Consider the following 13974-nt stretch of genomic DNA (forward strand, 5'->3'; position numbering starts at 1 on the left):
GTGATTGAGTGGAGAGATGGCATCTCCAATTGAGGACTACGCACTCATATCGGATCTGCATACGGGAGCGCTGGTGTCCCGGTCCGGGAGCATGGACTGGCTCTGCCTTCCCCGCTTCGACTCGCCCAGCGTCTTCAGTGCGCTTCTTGGGCACCCCGGACACGGCCGCTGGCTGCTGGCGCCGGACGGTGCGCATCCGCAGAGCGGGGAAGCGATGGGGACGGGTGTGCACGGCGGCCTGAGCAACGACCCGTTGGAAGTCCAGCGCAGCCAGCCGCCGGTCTCGACGCGCGAACAAGATGAAGCAGTCTCGGCGGCTGCGGAGAACCCCGGGCGGTCTGCGACGGACGAGGCGAAAAAGACTGCCGGAGTGCAGCCGGGGGCCGGGGAAGCCGGACAGTTTGGCGACGCGGCCGGCACCGCCGAAGCCGGCGCATCCCCGGCCGCCACCGGTGCAACCGAGGCGGGCGTATCCGTGGCTGCCACCGGCGTACGCGTGCCTTCCACCGGCGGTCCGACGTCCGCCGAGTCGACGTCCGGGCGCTCCTCCACCCTTACGGACACCCTGCCCCGCGTTGACGTTGAGACGGCGCGGGCCGGAACCGAGGCTGCAGGGGTCCGCACCGGCACCCCGGTCGCAGCAGGGGCAGCAGGGGCGGCAGAAGCAACGGAGGTGCCGTCCGCCGTTGTCGTTGAACGCTCTTATGTTCCGTCGACGTTTGTGCTGCAGACCCGCTGGAAGAGCGAAACCGGCGAGGCACTGGTGACCGAGTTCATGCCGGTGGGCGACCGCCGGGCGTCACTTGTCCGCCGCGTCGAGGGCCTTTCGGGCGAAATGACCATCCGGCAGGAGCTGATCATGCGGTTCCACTACGGGGACGTGGTGCCGTGGGTGAACCGCGTGCACGACGAAGCCACCGGCCGGGAATCGATCGTCGCCATTGCCGGCCCGGACGCGCTGGTGCTGCACGGTGAGCGCCTGCCGCGCGCCGCGAACCGCCGGCACGAGGGCGAATTCACGGTTAAGGCCGGCGAGACGGTCGATTTCGAATTGTGCTGGTTCCCGTCCCACCGGACGGTGCCGCCGGCGATCGACGTCGACACCGCGCTGGCGGAAACGGTGGACTACTGGCAGACCTGGTGCTCACGGTTCCCTCCCCAGGGGGATTACCACGGCATCGTCAAGCGTTCCCTGCTGGTGCTGCGCGCCATGACGCACGAGACCACCGGCGGGATCGTCGCCGCGCCGACTACCTCGCTGCCGGAGTCCTTCGGCGGGGAACGGAACTGGGACTACCGCTACGTCTGGCTCCGCGATGCCGCGCTGACGCTCGAATCGATGATGACCCACGGCTACGAAGACGAGGCGCTGCAGTGGCGCAACTGGCTGCTGCGCGCGGTGGCCGGAGACCCGGAAGACCTGCAGATCATGTACGGGGTGGCCGGCGAACGCGACCTGGAGGAACGGATCATCCCGCACCTTCCCGGGTATGAAGGGTCGGCGCCGGTGCGGGTGGGAAACGTCGCGGTGGGCCAGTACCAGGCGGACGTGATCGGCGAGGTCATGGTCGCGCTGGAGAAGCTGCGCAACATGGGCGGCACCGAGGACCACTTCTCCTGGCCGCTGCAGAAGGCCATGCTGCACTACATCGAGAAGCACTTCGACCAGAAGGACCAGGGCATCTGGGAGATGCGGGGCGAACGGAAGTACTTCACCCACTCGCGGGTGATGATGTGGGCGGCGTTCGACCGCGGCGTGCGGGCGGTGCAGGAGCACGGCCTGGACGGCGAAGCCGAGCACTGGGCGCAGCTGCGGGACAAGCTGCGTGAAGAGATCATGGAGCATGGCTTCAACCGGGAGATCAACTCCTTCACCCAGAGCTACGACACTACCGAGGTGGACGCATCGCTGCTGGTGCTGCCGCAGGTGGGCTTCGTGAAGTACGACGACGACCTGATGCTGGGTACCGTCGCCCGCCTGGAGCGGGAACTCGTGGATGCGGACGGACTGATCCTGCGCTACCGGACCGAGTCGGGGGTGGACGGTCTGGCTCCGGGCGAGCACCCGTTCCTAGCCTGTTGCTTCTGGCTGGTGGAACAGTATGCCCGCTCCGGGCGCATCGGCGACGCCCGCGACCTGATGGACCGGCTGGTCGGTTACGCGAACGACCTGGGGCTGATGGCCGAGGAGTACGACACCGCGAACAAACGCATGGCCGGCAACTTCCCGCAGGCGTTCTCGCACCTGGCGCTGATCCGTGCGGCGGACGCGATCAACGGCCACGCGCAGGAAGCGGTGTAGGCGCAGCCGCTTCCCGCAGCCGTTTCCCCGGACCGTTTCCACAGTTTCCACAGCGATATCCACGGTTGGGGCGGCGGCGGGGCCGCTGCCTTCCCGGCTACTGTAGACGGGTGAAGTTTCTCCAGTCCCCGGCCGTGAAAGTGGGGCTGTCCATCTCCATCGCCACCGGGCTGTACGGGGTGTCGTTCGGCGCCTTGTCGGTGGCATCGGGGCTCGACCTCTGGCAGACCATGGCGCTGAGCCTGCTGCTGTTCAGCGGCGGCTCCCAGTTCGCGTTCATCGGGGTGATCGGCGGAGGCGGGACCGGCCTGGCCGCGATGACCGCTTCTGCCCTGTTGGGCATCCGCAACGGCATCTATGGCATGCAGATGAACGCGCTCGTCTCCCCGTCCCGCTGGTGGCGGCCGCTGGCCGCCCACGTGACCATTGACGAATCCACCGCGACGGCGTCCGGCCAGGACAACGCCGGCGAGCAGCGGCGTGGATTTTGGACCGCCGGTGTGGGTATATTCCTGCTCTGGAATCTATTCACGCTGGTGGGGGCGTTGGCCGGCAACGCGTTGGGCGATCCGAGGCAGTGGGGGCTGGACGGAGCCGCCGTTGCCGCGTTCCTGGCTCTGCTGTGGCCGAGGCTGAAAGGCAAGGAACCGGCCGCCATTGCGGTTGCCTGTGCTCTGGCCACGCTGCTGGCCGTGCCGTTCGTGCCCAGCGGAGTGCCCATCCTGGTGGCGGCGGCGGTCGCGGCCGCCATCGGCTGGTTCACCCACCGACCCATTCCCGCCGGGATGGCGCCGGACATCGAGCCCTATGACGAGCCGTATTCCGAGCACGACGGGTCCCACACGCTCGCCGCATCCGAGCGCCGGGCGGCGGGCCGCGACGATCCGGCCGGCAGCGGGGACGGACGGGAGGCGCCATGAGCCTGTGGATCTGGATAGTGGCCGCCTGCGTCATCTCCTACCTCACCAAGCTGGCCGGCTATCTGGTGCCCGCCAGGTGGATGAAGAACCAGCGCATGTCCCGGGTCGCTGCCACCATGACCATCGGCCTGCTCGCGTCGCTGACCGTCGTCAACGCCTTCTCCACCGGCCAGCACCTGGCGTTCGACGCCCGGGTCGGGGCGCTGCTGGCCGCCGCGGTCGCCCTGCTGCTGCGCGCCCCGTTCCTGGTGGTGGTCATCGCCGGCGCCGCCGCGGCAGCACTGCTCCGCCTGGCCGGCTGGGGATAACCCTGCGGCGTTTTATGTCAGTGGCTTGTCGAACCTAATCGCAGTGAAATCTCCGTAGTCATCGTTGTTGAGGTCTCGAAAGACCAATCCAGTCAGTTCAGCATTTTTGGGAGCCATAAAGACGTAAGTCATCTCGTCCTCAAAGCCGGGCTGAAGTTGAGCGTTGCACTCGGGATTCCCTTTGTACTCGTAGAGGGACTGAATCGTATCGTAGGCCCGTTCTTCGGTATCAGCAGCCTTGATGTCAACAGGGTAGCCACACGTCAGATCCATCGATTTCTTTCCAATGTTCTTCACAGTGGCTTCAACGACTAGGAACTTCCCACCCTTCGCTGGTTTTTCGTTTGTGTACGTCTCGTAGCCGCTGCCTTGCTGGTAGTTGGTCTTATTGAGGGGAACGTCTTTGGCCAGATATGCCTTGTCGACGATCAACTCGACGCCGAAGTTGGATGCCGGTTCTCCCGTCCCGAATATCCCATCGGTGGAAGCCGAGGCGGTATCGTCAGCTTCATCCGTGGGCCCTGCTTGGACGTCCTCTGCGGCCGGGGCAGCGGTAACTGTCTCTGTCACTGTGACGGTTGGCGTCGGATTGGATCCCCCGGCACAACCCGAGAGTGAAAAGACGGCGGCGACAGCGATCCAAGGCTTGAGTTTCATGGTTCCCCAACTAGGTATGTGTTTGTGCTCAATGAGCATATCGAACGCCTGGGACAACCACGGTCTGCTGTCTTTTGATAATTTCGAGGAAGTCACTGGCTTGCTGTTCCTCAAGCGCCTGCGGGTCCCTTTGAAAGCCTTGGCATGCATTTGGGCAACGGGTGCAGATTTACACGAGCTGTCTCAGAAAACCGAATTGATTTTGCGCCAAGACCGCATGTACACAGTTTCTGAGCATATGTCTGTGTCATCAGGATTCCGCGGCTTAAGGCAGGTTGACGACGGCGGTTCGCACCGCCGTCGTCAATCATCCGGTAAGGGGTCAGTCAGCGATCTTTGCGACCAGCCGGCCGACGACTTCGCCCCTCTTCAGCTTCTCCAGGCCCTCGGGGATGTCCTCGAAGGTGATCTCGGTGATGGTCGGAGTGAGCTTGCCGGTGGCGAAGTAATCGTAGACGCCCTGCACGTCATCGCGGGTGCCGCCCTGCGAGCCGACCAGGGTGACCTCGGAGAGAATCAGGGCCTTGGTGCTGATGGTCGACTCCAGCCGGCCCATGCCGACCTGGACCACGCGGCCGCCGCGGCGGACCGTCTCGATGGCCTCGGCGGTGGTTGTGCCGAAGCCGGCAAAATCGACGACGACGTCCAGGCCGATCTCCTTGAACTCGGCGATGGACTTCGCCACGTCCTTGGCGCCGGTCTCCTTGGCCTGGTCCCAGATCTTCTCGTTGACCTCGGCGACGTAGACCTCCGCGCCGGCCAACACGGCCACGCGGGCGCCAATGGAGCCCAGGCCGCCGAAGCCGATGATGCCGACCTTGTCGCCGGCCTTGACCTGGCCGTTGGCGATGACGGCGTGGTGGCTGGTCATGCCGGCATCGGTGCCGGCCGCACCCTGGGCGAAGCTGACGTTGTCCGGAATGCGGACCAGAGCCTGCTGGTCGATGGCAGTCTTAAAGGAGAAGCCGCCGTCGAAGGCGTAGCCGGGAGCGCCGGCCGGAGTCGTGGGGCAGCAGCCCACGCGGTCGCCGACCTTCCAGTCGGTGACGCCTTCCCCGACCTCGGTGATGACCCCGGCCACCTCATGGCCGAGGGTGATGGGGCGCTTGGCCAGCGTCGAGAGCCAGCCCTCGTCCTCAAGCATGCCGACATCCGAGTGGCACAACCCGGCCGACTTGATGTCGATGACGACGCCGCCGGGTGCGGCGGTCGGCTCCTCGACCTCATTCAGTTCAAGCGGCTCGTGGGTGTTGGTAAATTGCCAGGCTTTCATGGGGTCTCCTGTGGCTCGGCGCGGATGGTGGCATTCCGCGGGCGACCGGTGGAACGGACCGGCGGAACGGTGCGGGTGCGAAACCCGCATGTCCAGCCTAGCTCCGAAACCCGGCAATTTTTATGCAAATGCATGTAAAGTCCGTCACGTCCGGTGCTGCAGAAGGCCCCGTGGTTGCGGCAGGTGACACCGAACCTGTGCGCCGGCACGGGTGCTGTGGAAGACTGAAGCCATGCTTGTAGCCTTCTCTGTTGCACCCTCCGGGGTACCCGTCGCCGGTCCCGCACCCCACGATGCCTCGGTCCATGACGCGGTTGCCGAGGCCGTCCGGATCGTCCGCGAATCCGGGCTGCCGAACCACACGGACGCGATGTTCACCACCATCGAGGGCGAGTGGGACGAGGTAATGGACGTGATCAAGCGCGCCACCGAGGCCGTAGGCCGTCACGGATCGCGCGTGTCCCTGGTGCTCAAGGCGGACATTCGTCCGGGATACTACGGCGAGCTCAGCGGCAAGGTGGACCGCCTGGAGGCTGCCATCGCCGAGCAGGAGCAGCAGTGACCGTCCAGCCGGGCCTGCCGGACGTCGATCCGGAAGCGGCGTGGACCGCCGTCGAAGACTACCTGACCGTCACCTTGGTGGGGGAGGACCAGTCCCAGGTCGCAGCCAGGGAGGGTGCCGCGCAAGAAGGCCTGCCGGCGATCGAGGTGAGCGCAACCCAAGGCAAGCTGCTGATGCTGCTGGCCCGGCTGCGCGGTGCCCGCAAGGTGCTGGAGATCGGCACGCTGGGCGGGTACAGCACCATCTGGTTGGCCCGCGGACTGCCGGACGACGGCGAAGTGGTCAGCTGCGAGTACGAACCGCGGCACGCCGAGGTGGCGCAGCGGAACCTGGAGGCAGCCGGCGTCGCGGACAAGGTCAGCATCCGGGTGGGCGCGGCACTGGATACCCTGCCGCGGCTGGCCGAAGCGGGCGTCGGGCCGTTCGACCTTGTGTTTATCGACGCGGACAAGGAAAACAACCGGAACTACGTGGAGTGGGCCCTGCGGCTGACTCGTCCCGGCAGCCTTATCGTGGTGGACAACGTGGTCCGGTCGGGCAAGGTGCTGACCGACGGCGGCGACGCCGGCGCGGAGGACCGCGACATCCGCGGCACCCGGGATGCGCTGGCGCTGCTGGGCTCCGACCCGCGCCTGGACGCCACGGCGATCCAGACCGTGGGCGGCAAGGGCTGGGACGGCTTCGCGCTGGCGCTGGTCAAGTAGCCGATGGCGCGGCGAAGCACCCGTGCCGAGGCGGCACGGGAGCCGGAGGCGTCCGGCGGGCCGGCCGAGGGACGCTATGAGATTTCCTCCGGGACAGCCGAGCTGCTCCGCGAGCCCGACTCGGCGGACAGCTGGCTGCTCAAGATCAACGGCGTCCAGTCCTCCCACGTGGTGGTCGGCGATCCGCTGCGGCTGGACTTCGAATACATGCGCTGGATGGCGGCGCTGATCGCATCCCACTGGGGACCCGGGGCCAAGCTTCGGGCCCTGCACCTGGGCGGCGGGGCGTGCTCGATGGCCCGCTACCTGGCGGCCGCGTACCCGGAGGCGCGCCAGGTAGTGGTCGAGATCGACGCGAAGCTGGCCGACCTCGTGCGCCAGTGGTTCGACATCCCGCGTGCGCCGTTGGTGCGCATCCGGGTGGGTGAAGCAAGGGAGGTCACCGAATCACTGAGCGAGGACAGCCGGGACCTGGTGGTCCGCGACGTCTTCTCCGGCAGCGAGACCCCGTACGGACTGACCACGCTGGAATTCACCCGGGCGGTGCGGCGAGTCCTCTCACCCGGCGGGGTCTACCTGGTGAACTGCGGCGACACGCCACGGCTGATCGGTGCCCGCGAGGAGGCGGCGACCATCGGCGAGGTTTTCGAGCACCGGGTGATCATCGCCGACCCGCCGATGCTCAAGGGCCGCCGGCACGGAAACGTGGTCATCGCTGCCAGCGACCAGCCGCTGGAAACCGGTCCCGGACTCGTCCGGGAGCTGCTGCACGGTGCCATGCCGGCACAGCTGTGGGACGGGCCGAGAGTGGAGAAGTTTTGCAGAGGATCGGCGATCCGGCAAGACCGGCCGGCCAATTAGGACCTTTCCCGGAACGTTATGACTTCGGCCGGAATTTGTTTGTAAGATGGACAAGAACGGCCGTGCAGCGGCCGTACCAGGCCCGGGAGCGAGCCGCTTGCGGCTGGCTCTCCGGAGGCAGGCATGGAAAGAACGGCTTCGACACTATGGATGGTGGCTGGAGCGCTATGTCTGCTCAGCCGGATTTGATCCGGCGCCGGATGCCGGGTGCTGAGAACCTAATCCCCCCAAGTTAGGTCCAGTGCCCGGCATCTCGGTCATTAATCCTTTCACCGGATGCCGGTCCCCTTCCCCATCAGCTCGGCTTCCCTGCTGCGGGTCTCACGCCTGAGCGCATCGACGACCGCCGCCACCGCCGGTTGCCGCAGCGACTCAGGCCGCGCCACCAGCCAGTAACCGAGCCGCTCCTCCAGATCCCCCGGCAGGATCCGGACCAGGTCCGGATGGCGGTTGGCCATAAAGCACGGCAACAGGCCGAGGCCGGCACCGGCACGGGTTGCCTCGACGTGGACGAACACGTTGGTGGAACCCAGGGCCGTGGCCATCGCCGGCAGCAAACGGCGCGGGGCGTCGAGGTCGTCAACCTGCAGCATGGAGTCGACGAAATAGACCAACGGGTGGTTCATGGCCACGCGCACGCTGTCCGGTACTCCGTGTTCGCCCAGATAATCACGGGAGCCGTAGAGACCCAGGACATAGTTGCCCAGCCGGATGGATCGCGCGCGGATCACCTGCGGCCGCCCGACAACGACTTCGAAGTCCAGGCCCGGCCGGTGTTGCGTGGCCCGGCGGGCGGCGGTAACGATCTCCACGCTGAGCCTGGGATGGCGCTGCTGCAGGCGGGCGATCGCCGGGGCGGCGACGAACGCGCTGAAACCGTCGGTGGCCGACATCCGCACCACCCCGGCCAGCCGGTCCGCCTGATCCGGTGTGCGGCCAAGCTCCGTGAGCGATTCTTCGATCCGCTCGGCGACCGCTGCCGCCTTGCGGCCCAGGTCGGTCAACTCCCAGCCGCCCGGCGCCCCGGAGAACACGCGGCCGCCCAGGGCCTTTTCGACGGCGGCGATGCGGCGCGAGACGGTGGTGTGGTTCAGGCCCAGGTTCTCGGCCGCCACGGTATACCGGCCGGTGCGGGCGACGGCAAGGAGGATGATAAGGTCGTCCGGCTTGGCGGACTGCGGCGCGGAAGGCATATCTGCATCTTTGCAGACCATGCCTGCAAAGTTTGTCATTGATGCACATGCGGGAGCGGGGAATACTCGGCTACGTCTGATTGTGACCACACTCACAGCGTGCGGGGGGAGTCCCGGCGGCGAACGCCGCATTAAACCGCACGCCATGCAAGGAGAATGATGAGCGCCCACGCTACCCCCACCGGACCCGGATCCGGCGCGACGCACGAGTCGCCGCCGTCGGTCCTGCGCAAGGTCGTCACCGCTTCCATGGCCGGCACGGTCGTGGAATGGTACGAGTTCTTCCTCTATGCCACCGCGGCCACGCTGGTGTTCGGCGCCCTGTTCTTCCCGAATGCGGGCACCGAACTGGACGCGATCATCGCCGCCTTCGTCACGTTCGCCGTCGGCTTCATTGCCCGACCGCTGGGCGGGATCGTGTTCGGCCACTTCGGTGACAAGCTGGGCCGGAAGAAGCTGCTGCAGGTGAGCATCATCCTTATCGGTGCCGCCACGTTCCTGATGGGATGCCTGCCAGGGTTCGACCAGATCGGGTATTGGGCGCCGGGCCTGCTGGTGGTGCTGCGGTTCGTCCAGGGCTTTGCCATCGGCGGCGAATGGGGCGGCGCGGTCCTCCTGGTGGCCGAGCACAGCCCCGCAGCCAAGCGCGGCTTCTGGGCATCCTGGCCGCAGGCGGGCGTGCCGATGGGCAACATGCTGGCCACGGTAGTGCTGTGGGTGATGTCCGGCATCCTCTCCGAGGCCGAGTTCCAGGCCTGGGGCTGGCGCGTCGCCTTCTGGCTCTCTGCGGTCATCGTGCTCGTCGGCTACTACATCCGCACCAAGGTCACCGAGGCGCCGATCTTCCTGGAAGCCCAGGCCGAGTCCGCCAAGGTGAAGTCCACGTCCTACGGCGTCGTGGAAGTGATGAAGAAGTACCCGCGCGGCGTGTTCACCGCCATGGGGCTGCGCGTGGCGGAGAACATCATCTACTACATCGTGGTGGCCTTCTCCATCACGTACCTGAAGACCGTGCACGACTTCGACGTCACCACGGTGCTGGGCCTGCTGATCCTGGCGCACGCCTTCCACTTCGTCGTGATCCCGTTCTACGGGCGCCTGTCGGACAACATTGGCCGCCGCCCGGTCTACATGGCCGGCGCCGTGCTGTCGGGGGTCTGGGCCTTCGTCGCCTTCCCGATGTTCGACACGCAGAACCCGATCATCATCCTGGCCGCGATCTTCCTGGGCCTTGCCGTGCACGGGCTGATGTATGCGGGGCAGCCGGCCATCATGGCCGAGATGTTCCCGACCCGGATGCGCTACTCCGGTGTCTCGCTGGGCTACCAGGTGACGTCGATCTTCGCCGGTTCGCTCGCCCCCATCATCGCTTCCACGCTGCTGAAGGACTTCGAGCACTGGCTGCCGGTTGCCCTGTACCTGGTGGTCGCGTCGGCCATCACCGTCGTGGCGGTGATCTTCACCCGCGAAACGAAGGGCGCCTCCCTGCGCGACCTGGACCGGGCCGACCTGGCACGCACGGAAGCAGAAGTGCGGGCCCAGCCCTAGGCCCGACGGCGCAAGCCAAGCGAGTAAAACCGAAGGGACCGGTACCACCCGTTGCGGGCGGTACCGGTCCCTTTCGCCTCGGCGGACCTGGGGTCAGCGGAAGCCGATGAGCTGCTCGACCGGGCCCATGCCGAAGAAGAGCACGAAGGCCGCGGCCACCGCCCACATCAGCGGGTGGATGTCCTTGGCCCGGCCTTGGAACGTGCGCACCAGCACGTAGGCGATAAAGCCCGCGCCCAGGCCGTTGGCGATGGAATACGTGAAGGGCATGAGCGTAAAGGTCAGGAAGGCGGGGATGGCCACGCCCCAGTCGGACCAGTCGATCTTGCCCACCTGCGACACCATCATGAAACCGACGACGACGAGCGCCGGCGCCACCGCCTCGAACGGAACCAGCGAAATCAGCGGCGTGAAGAACATGGCGATCAGGAACAGCAGGCCGGTGACAACGTTGGCCAGGCCGGTGCGCGCGCCCTCGCCGATCCCGGCGCCGGACTCGACGTAGATCTGGTTGGACGAGACGGATCCCGCGCCGCCGGCGATGGCGCCTACGGCGTCGACCATCAGGACGCGGTCGACGTTCGGGATGTTGCCCTCTTTGTCCGTCAGCCCGGCCTCGTTGGCCAGGCCGACCATGGTGCCCATGGCGTCGAAGAAGATGCTCAGCAGGATCGCAAACGCCAGCAGGGAAGCGGCGGTGACGCCCAGCGTCCCGAAGGCGCCGAAGAGGCTGGCCTGGCCGATCAGGCTGAGGTCGGGCAGCCCCACCCAGCTGCCGCTCGGCAGCTCGGGCACCACCAGGGACCATCCCAGCGGATTGGGGCCGTCGGGACCCATCGACGGCCCGACGTCGGCCACCGCTTCGATGACCACCGCGAGCACGGTGGCGGCGATGACGCCGATCAGGATGCCGCCCTTGACCTTCTTGACCACCAGGGCGATCGTCAGGATGAGGCCGACGACGAAGACGAGGATCGGCCAGCCCAGCAGCACGCCGTCGAACCCGAGCCCCACCGGAACGGTGGTGCCCGCCGCGTCCGGAATGCGGCGGATGAAGCCGGCATTGACCAGGCCGATCAGGGCAATGAACATGCCGATTCCCACCACGATGGCGGTCTTGAGGCTTTGCGGCACGGCATTGAACACCGCGGTCCGGAAACCGGTCAGGACCAGGATCAGCATGGTGATGCCGGAGAGGATCACCAGGCCCATCACGTCTGGCCAGGTCAGGCCCGGGTTGGTCGCAACGGTGATGGCGATGAAGGCGTTGACGCCCAGGCCCGTGGCGAGGGCGAACGGGTACTTGGCCCACGCCCCCATCACAATCGTCAGCACTCCGGCCACGAGGGCCGTGACCGCCGCGACGCGTTCGGCGCCGAGCATGGCGCCGGTTGAATCGGCGCCGCCCAGGACCAGCGGGTTCAGCACCACGATGTAGCTCATCGCGAAGAACGTGGCCAGGCCGCCGCGGATTTCGCGCGAATAGTTGGAGCCGCGCTTGGTGATCTCGAAATAGCGGTCGAGCACCGAAGTCTTGGCGGCTACTGCTCCCTTTTGGGGCATGGGGGATGTCCTCCACAGGTAAGTGGTATGGTCAGGGATTTCCCCAAAATTCTAGCCCCTGCGGCACGCGGCGGCGTACGGTGCCGCTGTTTCCAGCCTGCCCGGCGTCAGGCGACGAGCGAAGGCGCCGCTGTTTTCCCGCCCGCCCCGCGTCTAGCGGCGACCGTATGGTGCCGCTGTTTTCCAGCCCGCCCGGCGTCAGGCGACGGCCGGCCGGGAGGTGGAAGCGATGGCGCTGCCGGCCACCTTCGCCTGCCGGATGATCTCCCGTGTGCTCGGCGCCAGCAGATCCGCCACGCCGACCAGGTAGAGGCCGATCGCTTTCAGGACGGAGGCGAGGTTTTCGCCGGCCGCGATGCCCAGGCTCCGGAGCAGCCGGCGCATCTGGTTCTGCGCGCAGCCCGTCAGCACGACGGAATCGGCGACCAGCAAGCCGTTTTCGGTGCGGATGACCCACTTCTGGTTCTTGTCCCTGCTCATCGCGGGTGCGTGGGCCACAGAGGCAGCCGTCGGCCTGGACGCCTCCGCCGGTGCCGCCGACGCTGTTTTCTCCGACGTCTTGGTGACACCGCAGACATGGGTGCTGTGGCGGATGTCCAGCGCATGGCTGGCGGCGTACGCCTGGAGCAGCCGCAGCAGGTCGTTGCGCTCGCTCCGGTGCGTCGAGTCCGCCAGCGGGGACCTGCGTCCTTGGTCGGCCGGCTGGGGGAGCAACCCCTCAACGACGATCGACGACACGCCCTGGCGGCTGAGCTCGCTCGCCACGGCTAGTCCGGGCAGCCCGGAACCGATGACCACCGTGGTGGTGTATTCGGTAGGCACTTCTGGTACGGAAACGCCACTCACTGCACGGACTCCTTGTACGGTAGCGAGAACCTCGGGCGGCGAACGGACCGCCCGCACACGCATTGTGAAACTGTTATTCAACACAATTTTCATCGAAGCCTACATAACTTTTCGGCCACTGAGAAGCGCTTTGTTGCAGAGTAAGCTGAGGGTAGCGGGCGAGGATGCCCGTGCGACGTTGAGGGAGGCGGAACGAATGACAGAAGCCACAGGTTCAGACGCCGGACAGGGCGCGGCACCCCGCGGCATTGTCGTCGGAGTTGACGGCTCCGATCAGAGCATCTGCGCGTTGGTTTGGGCTGCGGAGGAGGCGCAACGGCGCAGAACCCCGCTGCACGTCGTGACCGCCTACACCGTTCCGGTCTTCGCTGCCTCCAGCATGGACGCCGGCTATGCCACCCTGGACGATTCGGTGATCCGCGAAGGCGCCGAAGCCGTGCTCGAGCAGGCGGTGTCCAAAGTTACCGGTTACGGCCTGGACATCGATGCGCGGGTGGAAACCGGCGACGCCGCCGGGGTGCTGCTGGAGCTCTCGGAACAGGCCGAGCTGGTCGTGGTCGGTACGCGCGGCCGCGGTGGTTTCATGGGCCGGTTGCTGGGCTCCGTGAGCAGCGCCGTCCCGGCCCACGCTTCCTGTCCGACGGTGACGATTCCGCTGGCCTGCGCGCCGCGCCTCGGCGACCTGGACATCGAGCTTCCCCGGTCCAAGGACCAGGCGATCCGCCCCGAGGACGTCCAGAAGGTCGTCGTGGTCGGGGTCGATGGTTCCGAGCAGGCCCGCAACGCCACCCTGGTCGCCGCGGAGCAGGCCGAGCGGCTCGGCTATCCGCTGAAGGTCATCTGCGCCATGCCGCCGTTCACCGGCTCGCTGGCGTGGGTGCCGGCACCGCTCGACCGTGAGGCGCTCTATGCGGATATCCGTGAGCAGCTCGACGCCGGCGTGGCGTGGCTCAAGAGCCACTTCCCCGATCTGCGCGTCACCGGTGAAGTGCAGGACGGCTCCCCGGTAGAACTGTTGATCGAGGCGTCACGCACCGCCGAACTGCTGGTGGTTGGTACCCGCGGCCGCGGCGGCTTCGCCGGCATGCTGCTCGGCTCCACCAGCCAGGGCGTGCTGCACCATGCCAAGGGCCCCGTCATGGTGGTGCCGGACAAGCATGACCCTCGCCTGGACGACCGCCGCAACTTCGGCCCCCTGCCCGACGCCGAATAACCGCAGGTAGCAGAAGGGCGGGCC

At 66.8% G+C, this 13974-nt stretch carries 13 protein-coding genes; 8 read left to right on the forward strand and 5 right to left on the reverse strand.

Annotated elements, in window-relative coordinates; genetic code table 11:
- The first annotated feature begins 16 nt into the window (after nt 1–16).
- From AC5RWG_RS10910 to AC5RWG_RS10920, 3 genes are all read left to right on the forward strand, one after another.
- Nucleotides 17–2302, forward strand: a complete 2286-nt coding sequence (locus AC5RWG_RS10910) for a glycoside hydrolase family 15 protein (RefSeq protein WP_494166896.1) — start codon at nt 17–19, stop codon at nt 2300–2302.
- 110 nt (nt 2303–2412) lie between these two features.
- Nucleotides 2413–3222 carry an AzlC family ABC transporter permease gene (locus AC5RWG_RS10915; protein ID WP_494109642.1) on the forward strand — a complete coding sequence of 270 codons (810 nt, stop codon included), beginning with the start codon at nt 2413–2415 and terminating at the stop codon, nt 3220–3222.
- Nucleotides 3219–3530, forward strand: coding sequence for an AzlD domain-containing protein (locus AC5RWG_RS10920; protein ID WP_494001976.1), 312 nt, complete (start codon nt 3219–3221; stop codon nt 3528–3530). Before AC5RWG_RS10915 ends, AC5RWG_RS10920 begins: the two co-directional genes overlap by 4 nt.
- A 12-nt stretch (nt 3531–3542) precedes the next feature.
- On the opposite strand, the gene AC5RWG_RS10925 is transcribed toward AC5RWG_RS10920, so the two are convergent.
- On the reverse strand, nt 3543–4226 hold the full coding sequence (locus AC5RWG_RS10925; RefSeq protein ID WP_494166897.1) for a DUF4352 domain-containing protein: 684 nt from the start codon (nt 4224–4226) through the stop codon (nt 3543–3545).
- Between the two features lie 283 nt (nt 4227–4509).
- Nucleotides 4510–5460 carry a zinc-binding dehydrogenase gene (locus AC5RWG_RS10930; RefSeq protein ID WP_494074952.1) on the reverse strand — a complete coding sequence of 317 codons (951 nt, stop codon included), beginning with the start codon at nt 5458–5460 and terminating at the stop codon, nt 4510–4512.
- A 232-nt stretch (nt 5461–5692) separates the two neighbouring features.
- On the opposite strand from AC5RWG_RS10930, the gene AC5RWG_RS10935 reads away from it, so the two are divergent.
- From AC5RWG_RS10935 to AC5RWG_RS10945, 3 genes are read left to right on the forward strand one after another with little or no spacing between them, the layout of a single operon-like run.
- Nucleotides 5693–6022 (forward strand): thiamine-binding protein, encoded by a 330-nt coding sequence (locus AC5RWG_RS10935; RefSeq protein WP_494013342.1) that lies wholly within the window; start codon nt 5693–5695, stop codon nt 6020–6022.
- Complete coding sequence (locus tag AC5RWG_RS10940; RefSeq protein WP_494001979.1) at nt 6019–6726, forward strand: O-methyltransferase; 708 nt, start codon at nt 6019–6021, stop codon at nt 6724–6726. The genes AC5RWG_RS10935 and AC5RWG_RS10940 overlap by 4 nt, the downstream gene beginning before the upstream one ends.
- Before the next feature lie 3 nt (nt 6727–6729).
- Complete coding sequence (locus tag AC5RWG_RS10945) at nt 6730–7587, forward strand: spermidine synthase (RefSeq protein WP_494166898.1); 858 nt, start codon at nt 6730–6732, stop codon at nt 7585–7587.
- Between the two features lie 269 nt (nt 7588–7856).
- Here AC5RWG_RS10945 and AC5RWG_RS10950 read toward each other — a convergent pair whose 3' ends face one another.
- The gene (locus AC5RWG_RS10950; protein WP_494166899.1) at nt 7857–8780 is read right to left on the reverse strand and encodes a LysR family transcriptional regulator; all 924 of its coding nucleotides are present in this window, start codon (nt 8778–8780) and stop codon (nt 7857–7859) included.
- A 159-nt stretch (nt 8781–8939) separates the two neighbouring features.
- Between AC5RWG_RS10950 and AC5RWG_RS10955 the strand changes: the two genes are divergently transcribed.
- Nucleotides 8940–10328 carry an MFS transporter gene (locus AC5RWG_RS10955; RefSeq protein ID WP_494166900.1) on the forward strand — a complete coding sequence of 463 codons (1389 nt, stop codon included), beginning with the start codon at nt 8940–8942 and terminating at the stop codon, nt 10326–10328.
- 93 nt (nt 10329–10421) lie between these two features.
- Here AC5RWG_RS10955 and AC5RWG_RS10960 read toward each other — a convergent pair whose 3' ends face one another.
- Nucleotides 10422–11891 carry an NCS2 family permease gene (locus AC5RWG_RS10960; RefSeq protein ID WP_494001983.1) on the reverse strand — a complete coding sequence of 490 codons (1470 nt, stop codon included), beginning with the start codon at nt 11889–11891 and terminating at the stop codon, nt 10422–10424.
- Between the two features lie 198 nt (nt 11892–12089).
- Nucleotides 12090–12737 carry an FAD-binding protein gene (locus AC5RWG_RS10965; RefSeq protein WP_494001984.1) on the reverse strand — a complete coding sequence of 216 codons (648 nt, stop codon included), beginning with the start codon at nt 12735–12737 and terminating at the stop codon, nt 12090–12092.
- 196 nt (nt 12738–12933) lie between these two features.
- Between AC5RWG_RS10965 and AC5RWG_RS10970 the strand changes: the two genes are divergently transcribed.
- A complete protein-coding gene (locus AC5RWG_RS10970) occupies nt 12934–13950 on the forward strand; it encodes a universal stress protein (RefSeq protein ID WP_494001985.1) in 1017 nt (338 codons plus the stop codon).
- Nucleotides 13951–13974: the final 24 nt, after the last annotated feature.

This window comes from Arthrobacter sp. Y3221160, from assembly GCF_059092585.1.